At 58.2% G+C, this 12,187-nt stretch carries 16 protein-coding genes; 8 read left to right on the forward strand and 8 right to left on the reverse strand.

What is annotated here, in order from left to right; translation table 11 throughout:
• Positions 1–9: 9 nt before the first annotated feature.
• A complete protein-coding gene (locus tag ACZ1GU_RS00560) occupies positions 10–348 on the forward strand; it encodes a DUF1491 family protein (protein WP_472646203.1) in 339 nt (112 codons plus the stop codon).
• 207 nt (positions 349–555) lie between these two features.
• Positions 556–1,200 carry a cell wall hydrolase gene (locus ACZ1GU_RS00565; protein ID WP_472646204.1) on the forward strand — a complete coding sequence of 215 codons (645 nt, stop codon included), beginning with the start codon at positions 556–558 and terminating at the stop codon, positions 1,198–1,200.
• 218 nt (positions 1,201–1,418) lie between these two features.
• On the opposite strand, the gene xth is transcribed toward ACZ1GU_RS00565, so the two are convergent.
• The 3 genes from xth to ACZ1GU_RS00580 all read right to left on the reverse strand — a co-directional run bounded on the left by xth (position 1,419) and on the right by ACZ1GU_RS00580 (position 3,097).
• Complete coding sequence (gene xth / locus ACZ1GU_RS00570; RefSeq protein ID WP_472646205.1) at positions 1,419–2,228, reverse strand: exodeoxyribonuclease III; 810 nt, start codon at positions 2,226–2,228, stop codon at positions 1,419–1,421.
• A 74-nt stretch (positions 2,229–2,302) separates the two neighbouring features.
• Positions 2,303–2,632, reverse strand: a complete 330-nt coding sequence (locus ACZ1GU_RS00575; protein WP_472646206.1) for a HesB/IscA family protein — start codon at positions 2,630–2,632, stop codon at positions 2,303–2,305.
• Between the two features lie 36 nt (positions 2,633–2,668).
• A complete protein-coding gene (locus ACZ1GU_RS00580; RefSeq protein ID WP_472646207.1) occupies positions 2,669–3,097 on the reverse strand; it encodes a CBS domain-containing protein in 429 nt (142 codons plus the stop codon).
• Positions 3,098–3,222: 125 nt separating this feature from the next.
• On the opposite strand from ACZ1GU_RS00580, the gene ACZ1GU_RS00585 reads away from it, so the two are divergent.
• Positions 3,223–3,537 carry a hypothetical protein gene (locus ACZ1GU_RS00585; RefSeq protein WP_472646208.1) on the forward strand — a complete coding sequence of 105 codons (315 nt, stop codon included), beginning with the start codon at positions 3,223–3,225 and terminating at the stop codon, positions 3,535–3,537.
• Here ACZ1GU_RS00585 and ACZ1GU_RS00590 read toward each other — a convergent pair.
• From ACZ1GU_RS00590 to ACZ1GU_RS00605, 4 genes are all read right to left on the reverse strand, one after another.
• Positions 3,534–3,947: a (2Fe-2S) ferredoxin domain-containing protein gene (locus ACZ1GU_RS00590; RefSeq protein ID WP_472646209.1), complete on the reverse strand. Its 414-nt coding sequence runs from the start codon at positions 3,945–3,947 to the stop codon at positions 3,534–3,536. The genes ACZ1GU_RS00585 and ACZ1GU_RS00590 overlap by 4 nt on opposite strands.
• Before the next feature lie 132 nt (positions 3,948–4,079).
• Positions 4,080–4,547, reverse strand: coding sequence for a DUF2497 domain-containing protein (locus tag ACZ1GU_RS00595; RefSeq protein WP_472646210.1), 468 nt, complete (start codon positions 4,545–4,547; stop codon positions 4,080–4,082).
• A gap of 50 nt (positions 4,548–4,597) precedes the next feature.
• The gene (locus ACZ1GU_RS00600) at positions 4,598–6,082 is read right to left on the reverse strand and encodes a TolC family outer membrane protein (protein ID WP_472646211.1); all 1,485 of its coding nucleotides are present in this window, start codon (positions 6,080–6,082) and stop codon (positions 4,598–4,600) included.
• A gap of 5 nt (positions 6,083–6,087) precedes the next feature.
• Positions 6,088–6,672, reverse strand: a complete 585-nt coding sequence (locus tag ACZ1GU_RS00605) for a protein-L-isoaspartate O-methyltransferase family protein (RefSeq protein ID WP_472646212.1) — start codon at positions 6,670–6,672, stop codon at positions 6,088–6,090.
• Positions 6,673–6,818: 146 nt separating this feature from the next.
• Between ACZ1GU_RS00605 and fumC the strand changes: the two genes are divergently transcribed.
• The 3 genes from fumC to ACZ1GU_RS00620 all read left to right on the forward strand — a co-directional run bounded on the left by fumC (position 6,819) and on the right by ACZ1GU_RS00620 (position 10,406).
• Positions 6,819–8,261: a class II fumarate hydratase gene (fumC, locus tag ACZ1GU_RS00610; protein ID WP_472646213.1), complete on the forward strand. Its 1,443-nt coding sequence runs from the start codon at positions 6,819–6,821 to the stop codon at positions 8,259–8,261.
• A 143-nt stretch (positions 8,262–8,404) separates the two neighbouring features.
• Positions 8,405–9,658 carry a sensor histidine kinase gene (locus tag ACZ1GU_RS00615; protein ID WP_472646214.1) on the forward strand — a complete coding sequence of 418 codons (1,254 nt, stop codon included), beginning with the start codon at positions 8,405–8,407 and terminating at the stop codon, positions 9,656–9,658.
• A complete protein-coding gene (locus tag ACZ1GU_RS00620; RefSeq protein WP_472646215.1) occupies positions 9,651–10,406 on the forward strand; it encodes a LytR/AlgR family response regulator transcription factor in 756 nt (251 codons plus the stop codon). Before ACZ1GU_RS00615 ends, ACZ1GU_RS00620 begins: the two co-directional genes overlap by 8 nt.
• Before the next feature lie 147 nt (positions 10,407–10,553).
• Here the strand turns inward: ACZ1GU_RS00620 and ACZ1GU_RS00625 are convergent, their stop codons facing one another.
• The gene (locus ACZ1GU_RS00625; protein WP_472646216.1) at positions 10,554–10,862 is read right to left on the reverse strand and encodes a UrcA family protein; all 309 of its coding nucleotides are present in this window, start codon (positions 10,860–10,862) and stop codon (positions 10,554–10,556) included.
• A gap of 147 nt (positions 10,863–11,009) precedes the next feature.
• Between ACZ1GU_RS00625 and ACZ1GU_RS00630 the strand changes: the two genes are divergently transcribed.
• Both ACZ1GU_RS00630 and ACZ1GU_RS00635 read left to right on the forward strand, forming a co-directional pair.
• Complete coding sequence (locus tag ACZ1GU_RS00630) at positions 11,010–11,363, forward strand: hypothetical protein (RefSeq protein WP_472646217.1); 354 nt, start codon at positions 11,010–11,012, stop codon at positions 11,361–11,363.
• 52 nt (positions 11,364–11,415) lie between these two features.
• Positions 11,416–12,171, forward strand: coding sequence for a metallophosphoesterase family protein (locus ACZ1GU_RS00635; protein ID WP_472646218.1), 756 nt, complete (start codon positions 11,416–11,418; stop codon positions 12,169–12,171).
• The last annotated feature ends 16 nt before the right edge of the window (positions 12,172–12,187 follow it).

The following is a 12,187-nucleotide window of genomic DNA, read 5'->3' on the forward strand; positions in this document are numbered from 1 at the left end:
GAGGCGCATTTGAGCGACGCTCGCTTACCAGCCCATATCGAAATCAGCGGTCTGATCCGCGCTGCTCAGGCGCAAGGTGGTATGGCGACAGTGCTTTCCAAAGGTGAGCGGGACGCCGGCACTATCCTCGTGGTAACCATGTATCGCGGTGAAAACGCAACACTTTATGAGCGGATGCCGCAGCTTGACGGTTCGCGCTCCTTCAGCGTTGCGAAGTCGCAAGATACTGAAAATTCGAATGAATTCGAAGAATATCTGGCTCGTCGCGGCTTCCAGGATCCGGATTGCTGGGTCTTGGAGGTGGACATCGCGGACTCAGAACGGTTCGTCGCAGAGAACCTGCGTTAACTTGACTTAGTTTCAGTTGTGACTACTTGGGCGACAACTTCCAGACGCGCAGGCGGTTCGACACGGCAATAAAGCTGGCGAATTAGCACGCAGACGGGGGGCAGCCGGCAGGCTTAGCAGACCACCTCTCCTTTTCATGTTCGCGAACACTCGCAACAGGTCTCAACCTGCGTCGGAGCTTGCTCACCGCACAGATTGAAGAGTTTTATGAGTCGCAAGACTTATTCTTTAAGTGCAGCAGCGATTGTCGGTGTTGCCAGTTTGAGTTTCTCCAGCCCCGAAATGTCGGGCGCTATCGCTCAGGAAAGCGACGCCGAATTGGTGTCGGTTCCTGAACCAGAGGCTGAATCGATTGAGTTCGTCGCACAAGAGGTGGTCCAGCCACTTCCCGAAGTGGGCGAAGAGTCGGTCGAAGACGTCCAAACCCCCGAAGCTAGTTCGCTGCGTGAATTGGTCGGCTTGGTCGACACCGATGCCAGCTTGAGCGAGCAGATGCGCTGTCTTGCGGGCGCCGTCTATTTCGAATCCCGCGGCGAACCGCTCAAAGGCCAGCTGGCCGTTGCGCAGGTTGTGATCAACCGCGCCGATGATCGCCGTTTTCCGGCTAGCTATTGCGGCGTAGTTTACCAACGTGCGCAGTTCTCTTTTGTGAAGAATGGCCAGATGCCTAAAATCCGAACCGGATCGAAGGCATGGGAGCGCGCCAAGGCGATTGCTCGCATCGCACATGAAGGCATGTGGGATTCTGAGGCGCAGGACTCGCTCTACTTCCACGCGAAGTATGTGAGCCCGAGCTGGAGCCGCAAAAAGGCTCGCCGCGCCAGCATCAACACGCATATCTTTTATAGATGACCCTCAAACGCCGGGCGCGGGCCATCCGGCCCGCTTGGCTTCGCGGCATTAGCCGCGGCGGCCAGTCGGCCTATGACTGCCGTGACCAAGAAATTGGCTCAGAGTCAAACGGCTGCGTAGCAGCCGCAAGCCCAACCGGGCGCCCGCAGCGACGCGACCTTTAGGTCGCATGAGCGAGGATATCGCACTCCGGATGGAGTGCGCAAAATAAAGGATTCCTAATCCCTCAAGACAGCCCAGGTCGGCGCATGGTCGCTCGCCTTTTCGCGGCCGCGATGCTCCTTGTCGACGCCGACCGCTTGCAATCGGTCAGCCAGCTCGGGTGAAAGCAGGATGTGGTCGATGCGAAAGCCGTGGTCGCGTTGCCATGCGCCAGCCTGATAATCCCAATAGGTCCACACCCCGCCACGCGGATTGAGTGTTCGCACCGCATCGGTCCAGCCATCTGCAAGCAAGCGAGAGTATGCCGCGCGCGATTCCGGCTGCATCAGGGCATCGCTCGCCATGGCTTTGACGGAAAATGTATCATCGTCTTGCGGGATAACATTGTAGTCGCCGAGTACAGCGGCGGGCACTTCCTCGTCCCAGATCGCCCTCATGCGCGCGCGCAACTTCTCCATCCAGGCGAGCTTGTAGTCGAACTTCGGCCCTGGGTGCGGATTGCCGTTGGGAAGGTAGATGCATACGATTCGCGTCGCCTGTTCGTCCTTCACGACATCGACTTCGAGATAGCGGGCCTGTTCGCCCTCGCCTTCCTTGGGGCCATCAATCCCAAGGCCGCGCTGGACCTCCTTAGGCGCTTTGTAGCCTGCCTTGCCATCGGTCAGTATCGCGACGCCGTTGAAAGCCTTCTGCCCGTGGGTGAGGACGTGATAGCCAAGCTCTTCAAGCTCACCCGCCGGGAAATTCTCGTCGATCGACTTGATTTCCTGAAGGCAGGCGACCGCAGGGCGCGTTTCCTCGAGCCACTCCTTGAGCCGGGGCAGGCGGGCTTTGACCCCGTTGATGTTGTAAGTCGCGATTTTCATGATAGCCGTAATGGCTCATGATTGTGCTGGCGTCCATGCGAGCGGCCCCGGTATCCGGAACCAACCCCTCAAATTCAAATACCGAAGCTTGACCCGCAGCCGCATCCTGCCGCCGCTTTGGGGTTCTCAACCCTAAATGCCGCGCCGCCAAGGGATTCGACGAAATCAACAATGCTGCCGCCGACCAAATCCAGACTGATCGGATCCACCACCAGCCTTACGCCATCGGTCTCGCTCACGCTGTCATCGCTTGCGGGCGCGTCGGCGAGGTCAAACTTGTATTGAAAGCCTGAACAGCCGCCGCCTTCAACCGAAAGCCGCAAGATTGCTGGCTTGGTCTGCTTTTGCGCGATGGCGGCCACACGTTTGGCCGCTGCAGGTGTCAGGGTGAGCATTTCAGACATGCGTCTAATTTAGGATGCGCAGCTGCAATGCTCAAGCTACGTTTGGATATAAGCCCGCAGAGCCTCAGCCTCGTGCTCGACCTCGTCAATCTTGCTCTTCACAAGGTCACCAATCGAGATGAAGGCGCACAGCGCGCCGTTATCGATGACGGGGAAGTGCCGGAAGCGCCGTTTGGTCATCATCGCTAGCGCATCATCGATCTTAGTCGATGGTTCGACTGTGACCGCAGGGGATGTCATGATCGCGCCGACATTCTTGTCGAGACAGGCCGCGCCCTCTTCGGCCAATCGATAGATCACATCGCGCTCTGAAAGGATTCCGGCGACCGAGCCGTTGTCGAGCACTGGCAAAGCGCCAATTTTCTTGCCCGCCAACAGAGCTACCGCCTCGCGCACCGGGGTGTTCACATCACAGGAAATGATGTCCGAAGAAACACGATTGGCGATAATCTTGGCGATGGTCATTATGCGGTGCCTCCTAAGGTGACATGCAAAATATGCCATCTTAGGCGCAAAAAAGCGAATCCGCTTCATCGCTTAGCCCAGCCAAACCCATTGAAACTGGGCCGCGAGGCGCGCATGTGGAGCGCATGGTCAATAAATCTCCGCTCGATGATCCGGAAAATGCGGCCCATGCCTGGGCGCGCTATCGCCGCATCATGCGCCTGCTGATGATGGTGACGGTTGGTGTTGTACTGATCGCGCTCGCGCTGCTTTATAAGTACAATGGCGCGATTTCGGTGCATTTCTACATCGCGGTCGCGCTCGGCATCAGCTTTACGATGCTGCTTGGCGGTGGGCTGATGGGTCTGGTGTTTCTGTCAAATGGCACAGGCCATGATGAGAGCGTCGACAACAAGCTGCCCGATCCTGATGAGCTTTGGGGTAGTCGCGACGACGACTAGACGCGCGGCACGCCGAGGCGAAACTCTTCAACGGGTTGGCCGCCGACAAGGTGCTCGTGAATAATACGCTCAAGCGCATCCGGCGTGCAGGAGTGGTACCAAACGCCGTCTGGCCAAATGACAGCGATCGGTCCGCGCGCACAGATTTGCAGGCAATCCGCTTTGGTCCGCTGAACACCGCCGCCTGCCCCGCGCGGATGGTCTGATGTGCGCTTGGGCCCGGCAAGCCCTAACTCTTTCAGTCGCCCTTTGAGGTAAGCCCAGGATTCCGCCCCTGCCTCAGGCGAGCAGCACTTCCCCTTCTCCGAAACAGCGCACAGGAAGATGTGACGCTCCGGCGCTTCGCCATACTTCTTCGCGAGAGCGGTTTGCGCCGCCAGCAGGCTGGTGTCGGGTAGGGTATCGCTCATGAGTCTTTGATCGTCTCTATCCACTGCACGACCGTTTGGTCCACCCATTGCGGCGTATCTTTTCGCTCAACGCGCTGTGTTTTCAGCGCGCCGGACAGGAGCTCACGAAACGGTCCGAGAGTTAAGCTGCGATTAGCCGCGCTTCCCAGCGATCCGCGCGATCTCGGCCTGAACCAGCTTTTCAACGATACCGGGCAGGTTCTTGTCGAGCCACTCCGCCAGCATCGGTCGCATCAGTTCGCGCGTCAGTGCTTCTAGCGAAGTCTCGCCCGAGCGCACGATTTGTGGCGGAACGCCCGGTTCGGCCAGCATGGCGAGCGCCTCGAGGTTTTCGCGCATCGCACCGCGCACTGCATCAGTGGTCAGTTGAGGGTCTTCCATATCGGAAACGGGAGCGTCGACGTCCTCGGCAAATTCCATTTCCGCGAGATCAAGCACTTCTTCGGCTTCGTCAGCATCGGCGGGCTCTGGTGCGGCGGCCTCGGCCTCTTCTTCACGGCGACGACGCGCATCGAGTGCGCTTTCACGATTATCCCGGTTGATCACCTTCTTGATCGATTCAAGAATCTCATCAACTGACGGTTCTTTATCTTGCGCCATTAGTCGCCTCAATTTGCACTCAGTTAACCACGAATCGGATGGAATTTAGCCTAGTTAGGCGGATTGTCATCCAAAGTGGGGCCAACTTTTGCGTCAGCTGCCGGAATGTCAACGGTTCTCGTCGAATTCGGCGAAGCTTCTGGATCGCGGTCCCAATCCCAGAATTTTCCGCGCACGCGCTTATAATTGACCTGCGGGTCGTAAAGCGGGCCGCCGGTGTCGAGATTTAGATCGCGCGCCTCTGCACGGCCCATCAAGGCGAGCAGACTGAACCCGGCGACATATGCGTTGCGGCGCGCGGTCACCAATTGGGCGCGGGCCTGCAACAACTCTTGCTCAGCATTGAGAACATCTAGGATCGAGCGATTGCCGATCGAGTTTTCCGCGCGAACGCCCTCAAGGCTGAGTTCAGCTGCTTCAACAGCGGTTTGCGAGCTTTCGATCACTGCATTGGCTGCAATCCAACTGGAATAGGTCGAGCGGGTTTCGGCGATGACGCTGCGTTCAATCTCGATCACTTCTTCGAGTGCAGCGGTTTCGCGCGCGCCCGCCTGCCTTTGCCGGGCGGCTGGAAGCCCTCCCTGAAACAGCGGGATCGTCAGCCGGACCCCCACATTTGCCGTCGTTTCGCTTTGCGCGAAGTCTTGCGCGATCGGCCCGCCAAGCGTGCCGAAGAAATCGCTGTAATCGCCGTTTGCGAACAGGCCGACGGTTGGAAGTCTGCCAGCGCCAGCAGCTTTTGTATCGAAGCCCAGTGCCTTGGCGCGCTCCTTCGAGGCAATCAAATTGGGGTTGTTTTCAAGCGCTGCGACAATTGCACCGCCAACTGTGTCAGGCAGGCCTGGCAGCGGTGGCGGCGCTTGCAGGTCGTTGGGCGCCTTGCCAACCAATTGAATATAGGTTTCGCGCGCGTTGATAAGGGCGGCTTCGGCTTGACGAAAGTCACCTTGCGCAACTGCGAGACGTGATTGTGATTGAGCGACGTCGGTGCGGGTCAAATCCCCGATTTCAAACCGGTCACTTGTCGCCTGCAGGTTTACGCTGAGCACCTGCACCTGGTTGGCTGAAAGCGCAGCCAAGGCTTCGGTGCGCAGCACATCCATATAGGCCGCGACGACCTGGCCGAAAATCGCGCTCTCATTGTTTCGTAGGGCTGCTTGGCCCGCAACAACCCGGCCCTTTGCCGCTTTGATGCTGTTTTTGACCGCGCCGCCCGAATAGACCGGAACCAACACCTGCGCGTTCACGCCAAGATTACGCTCTGGCGCTGTGAACGAGTTGGCTGAGCGCCGCACGAACTCGATATGCGTCGCAGTGACCGTCGCGCTTGGCAGGCCTGATGCGCGGTTGATCGGAACGTTTTCGTCCAACGCGCGCTGGTCCGCGCGCGAACCCTGCAAAGTGGGGTTAGTGTTATACGCCTCGACCAGAGCTTCGCGTAGAGTGTCAGCCGATAGCGGAGCCGCTGCACAACCCGCGGCAAGGATCGCCGCAAATGATGCGCCTTTGGTGGCGATGCGAGTGCGACCCCCCATGACCTTCAAAAGCTCCAGCTTTTCGCCTGGGCAAATTCAGGCAGCACCGGAATACCAATATCTGCGACCGCTTGCAGCGTGACCGAGCCAGCGATTTTGCGTCCAAATGCAAGTCGCGTGACACCCTTATCGACCAAGCCGGTGACGATCCGTCCACCTTCATCAAGCCGCTTGGCAAGCTTTGCCGGCAAGTGTTCAATCGCGCCGTCTACAACAATCAACGAATAGGTTTTGCGGCCAGCTTTCTCGACAGCATCAGAGGCGCTGATCTGGTCTACGCCGCCAACCAGAGGTGCGATCAACTCGGCAAAATACTGGGTGCCGCTCTCAACCACGAGCACTGTGTCGCTCGTGGTCGGAACAGCCTCGGCAAGCATCTTTGCATGCACCAGAGGAGCCGGCAAAAACCGGCCCTCTCCGACCGGCACGGCGCGATCCATATAGGCAATCGCACGGGCATCGCTGGGAACGAAATTCTCGCGCGGCACGGCATTCATGCGCGCCAGCACATATGCCTCATTCACACCGCTGGTGCGCAATTGGCTATCAATCATGGCCTTGCGCGCGGTTTGAGTGTTCAGATCGGTCAATTCTTCCTCCAAGAGGACTGTATTACCCTAGCAATACAGCACGTCAAGACGTTTAGCCGCTTGCGTGGCGTGCGCCAAGGGCTTTGACGTTCACTATTAGCGGTGCTTATGGGAGCCTGAAATAGACCGAATGGAGTATCTCTTCGATGAGCGACGTGAACCAAAGCCCTGAAACCGCCTCTGAAACCGGAAACACCGGTCCGGTGCGTATGGAAAGCGATTCGCTTGGCGAAGTAGCAGTCCCGGCGGATAGCCATTGGGGCGCGCAGACACAGCGCAGCCTAGCAAACTTCGCCATTGGTACCGAGACGATGCCCGCGCCGCTGGTCAAGGCTCTGGGTATTCAGAAGAAATGTTCCGCGCTCGCCAATATGGAATTGGGCGTGCTCGACGCGAAATTGGGCGAAGCGATTGTTGCTGCCGCTGGCGAAGTGATCGACGGAACGCTCTCTGATCAATTCCCGCTTGTCGTTTGGCAGACGGGATCGGGCACACAGTCGAACATGAATGCGAATGAAGTGATCGCCAGCCGCGCAAATCAAATCCTCACTGGCCAGCATGGCGGCAAGGAGCCGGTTCACCCGAACGACCATTGCAACATGGGTCAAAGCTCCAATGACACCTTTCCGACTGCGATGCATATTGCGGCGGCGGGCGAGACGATTGAGCAGCTAATCCCGGCATTGGCTGAATTGCACGGTGCGCTCGATGCCAAGGCAAACGCCTTTGCCGACATAGTAAAAATTGGCCGGACGCATTTGCAGGATGCGACGCCGCTGACGCTCGGCCAAGAATTCTCAGGTTACGCCAAGCAGGTCGAATATGGGATTGCGAGGCTGGAAAATGCTCTGCCGCGCGTTCTGGAACTGGCTCAAGGTGGCACGGCAGTCGGCACTGGCATCAACTCAAAAGTCGGGTTTGCGGAGAAGTTCGCGAGCCATGTGGCGAGCGAGACCGGGCATGATTTCGTAACCGCTCCCAACAAGTTTGAGGCTCTGGCAGCGCATGATGCGCTGGTTGAGCTGTCGGGCGCTCTCAATACGATCGCGGTCAGCCTGATGAAGATCGCGAACGATATTCGCCTGCTAGGGTCTGGCCCACGCAGCGGCTTGGGTGAGATTGCTTTGCCAGCCAATGAGCCGGGCTCTTCAATCATGCCGGGCAAAGTGAACCCGACGCAGTGCGAGGCGCTGACCATGGTGTGCGCGCAGGTGATGGGCAATCACACCACTGTAAGCGTTGCAGGCTCGAACGGGCACCTTGAGCTCAACGTGTTCAAGCCGGTCATGGTCTATAACGTGCTGCAATCGATCCGTTTGCTGAGCGACAGCGCGCACAGCTTCACCAGTAACTGCGTCACCGGGATCGAAGCGAACACCGACCGCATTGACAAGCTGATGAATGAAAGCCTGATGCTAGTCACAGCGCTTAACCCGCACATCGGCTACGACAACGCCGCCAAGATCGCCAAGAAAGCGCATGCAGACGGCACCACACTGAAAGAAGCGGGAGTGGCGCTGGGCCTGCTAACCGAGGAGCAGTTTGCCGAGTGGATTGTCCCGCGCGAGATGATCAAGCCCAAAGCCTGATCGCGGCCACATAATTAGCTCAAGTTGATCGAAATGTTCCTTGCCAGCACACAATGGTGCTCGACGGGCTTTCGATCAACGTCTGACCGTGTCCGACGAGAGATTGGCCGAATCTCTCTTCGCGCGCTATTTCATCACCACTCATGAATAGACCTATCGCCAAGAAGGCGCGCTCAAGCGTCCCATTTCGCACAGTTCTTTTTTCGATGTGCATCCTGTGGGCGACGTATTTCGTTCTGATCACCCTGCGCAGTTTCGTTATCGACTATGATGGCGTGAACCCGATCGACTACGCGATGCAAGTCGATATGATGTGGCGCCGCGCGGTTGTGACCGTGGCGGCCATTGCGCTGACCATCGCCTTGTGGGGTCTGTTGCGCCTGTTCGATGCGCGTCCGCTCTGGGTGCGGGTCACGGCGGCGATCATCCTGGCGATCCCGGTTGCGATTGCGATTGGCAAGACGAACCAGCTGGTTTTTCAGAGCATCCAAAAGGTTGCCGAGCAAAAATATGCCGAGAAAAACGGCATCAATTTGCGCCGTGATGAATCGGGCAATCTACTGGTCGATGTGCCCGTGACGCGGGTTGATCCCTCGAGCCCGGACCAGGGTAACACGATAGTCGGCTCTGAAAGCGTCATCATCGTGCCGGCGGAATCGAATTTGGAGATGTGGCGCCGCGTCCTCGACATTGCACTGGGCCGCTATTTTCTCCTGCTTGCATGGGCTTCGCTTTACTTTGCATTGCTCGCTGGGGTTCAGGCCCGCGCCGCCGAACGGCGAGAGCAGGAATTCCGCTCAGCAGCCAAGGCAGCAGAGCTGCGCAGTCTACGCTATCAGGTGAACCCGCATTTTCTGTTCAACACGCTCAATTCCCTCTCTGCGCTGGTGATGACTGGCAAAGCAGAGCGCGCTGAGCGGATGATTCAGACGATGTCGCGCTTTTATCGTCACAGTCTTGCTGACGAGCCAACGTCCGACGTCGCCCTGAAAGACGAGTTTGACCTGCAACAGCTCTACCTGGACATTGAAGCGGTTCGCTTTCCCGAGCGATTGGTGTGCGATTTCGACCTGCCAGACGATCTGGCCGAGGCGCGCGTGCCGGGTATGATCCTTCAGCCGCTGGTCGAAAATTCGGTCAAATACGCGGTTTCCGAAATGAAAGACGTCGTGACAATCTCGGTGAAAGCGCGCGAAGAGTTTGACCGGCTGGTGATTACCGTCAGCGACAATGGACCTGGCGTTCCTGCGGGCGTCAGCCACGGTTTTGGCATTGGCCTTGCGAATGTGCGCGACCGGCTCGAGGCACGGTTCGGGCCTGATGTCGCCTTGACATCCGCGCCGTTTGACGGCGGATACAGCACCGAAATGCGGATACCTTTGACCCGACATGGCTGAAACCGAAAATGAAGCGCCGGCCCTGCGCACGCTTATCGTCGATGACGAGCCACTTGCGGTCGAACGCATCCAGGTGATCTGCGCGGAAATCCCATCGATCAACGTCGTTGGTACGGCCAGCGACGGTGCGGCTGCGCTCCGTCTGGCCGAAGCGCTGTCTCCCGACCTTGTGCTGCTCGATATGACCATGCCGGAACTGGACGGCCTCGGCGTCGCCAAACAGCTGGCTGAAGCGGAAGAGGCTCCTGCAGTCATATTCGTGACCGCGCATGATCACTTTGCGGTTGAGGCGTTTGATCTCGAAGCGATTGACTATGTTCTCAAACCGGTTTCGGCTGATCGTTTGGGCCGCGCTATCGAGCGCGCAGGTGCGCGCCGTGGCGAGCGCAAGGAAAAATCGAGCGAATGGCTCGAAGAACTATGGGTTCCGCATCGTTCGGAATTGCTCCGGGTGGCGGTGAGCGAAGTGCACCAGATTGACGCTGAGCGTGATTATGTGCGCTTGCACATCGGAACCGAAGATGCGCCGCAATCCTACCTGCTGCTACAGACCATCGCTGGCTTGGAAAAGCGGCTGGATCCCGATGAGTTCATCCGCATCCATCGCTCCACTATCCTGCGCAAAGACAATATTCGCGGCCTGCGGCATGACGGGCTTGGCGTGTGGTCGGCTGAATTACAGAACGGCGACGCCATGCGGATTGGCCGGACCTATCTCGCAAAGGTCAAGGCAATGGCGGGCCGCTGATCTGCATTTGCAGTGCTGCGCGCCTGATCGAGCTATTCTCTCCATCATAATGAAATGCGGCCCGAACCCTGGGACTGGTTAAAGGGTCCGAGCCGCATGCACAGCACCAAGCGATCGGTGCCTCGCGGGGTATGAGATCTGCAGGGGTTAGCCGCCGCGTTGTTGCGCTTCGATCAATGAGGCAACTTGCGCTCTGGTGCTGCTTAGCGCTGCGTCATAACATTTCTGACGATCAGCGGATGGAATGCGGCTGGTGCTTTGCGCCTTGCCGATCTGGCAAATCTTCTTGGCCGCTGCATGAATACGACGATCAAGACGCTTTTGGCCTTCCGCCGTGCTCAGATTAAGGTCGGCGACCTTGACCTGAGTGTGTGGCACATCGCTTGAGCCTGCGGTTGCAGCGGTAGAAAAGGCTGCAAAACTCAAAGCGGCTGCGGTCATTGCGGTCTTCAACATAATTTCCTCCAATGCGAAGTGCGGCTCTGCCCGATCCGGGGGAGATCGGGTTTGCGGGGATCAAAACCGCCCTTGCATCTTCAGAAATAGGGGAAGGGCTCCAACTGTTCATTTGTTGCTCGATTACCGATGTAATCGACTCGACTGATGCCACACGGCTCGGACCGACGATACAATCTCTCCGACGAATACCTCTTTCCAGCGGACCAGCGTTTACGCCATACTGTCATCATGCTGCCGATCGCCATCATCTTCCTGCTTGGAGTCGGAAACTTTGCCCTGCACAAGGCTGTGCTCGAAAGCGGCCATCCGCTGCTTGGGCAGATGCCCTGGTTCGTGCATATGCTCGGCGGAAGGCTGACCCTGATCACAGAGTTCATGGTTTTGCTGGCTGCGATGATGCTGGCGGCGAATGGCTGGCCGGGCCTGGTCTGGGCCTATGTGGCCTATAGCGGCCTCAATGCCATCGCAGCGTGGCTGGTCCTTTCCGATCAGGTCTGACTGCCAATTAGCGGTTGCGCTTTGTTCGCTTTCGCGCTTGGCAGGTTCAACGATGACAACGCGCTTATTTCATATATCTGATGTGCACTTTGGCGTTGAGGACCGCGCCGCGCTTGATGTGGTGGCGCGCGCAGTCGTTCAAGAGAAGCCCGATGCGGTGGTGTGCACCGGCGATCTCACCCAGCGGGCAAAACACAGCGAATATGCAGCGGCGGCTGAATGGTTCGGAGCTTTGGGTGTTCCGGTGGTGTTGCAGGCCGGCAATCACGATATGCCATATTACAATCTGTGGGAGCGGTTTACCGATCCGTATCGCAGATACCGCGAACTTAATGCCTTGGTCGGCGCTTCTTTCGAGACCGACGATGTCGTCCTGGTACCGCTGGTGACAACGGTGAGGGCACAGCCGCGCTTTCCCTGGTCTGACGGGTTTGTTCGCCAGAACCCGCTTGAGCGGACGGTGGCAGCATTGGAGGCCTTGCGGGACGAGCCGCGCACCAAGATCGTGTACGGACACCATCCATTGCTTGGGCCTAGTGGCGAAAAGGGCAATCCCACGATCGGCGGCACGCCGGCGTTTGAAGCGATTGCTGCCGCCGGTGCGGATGCAATTATGTCGGGCCATGTCCACACCCCATTCGACGAGATTCGCGAAAGTGGCGGGCTTTCCCTTCGGATGATCGGGGCGGGAACACTCTCCACACGGCTGCGGCACGGAGCCCCGCCATCCTATAAAGTTCTCATCTGCTCAGCAGGTGGAGATATATCGGTTGAGACCAGGACCGTCGGCGCTCCAGCTGCCAGTTGACCGGTCAGTCCAGCGA

It is taken from the genome of Erythrobacter sp. HA7-11, assembly GCF_055693605.1.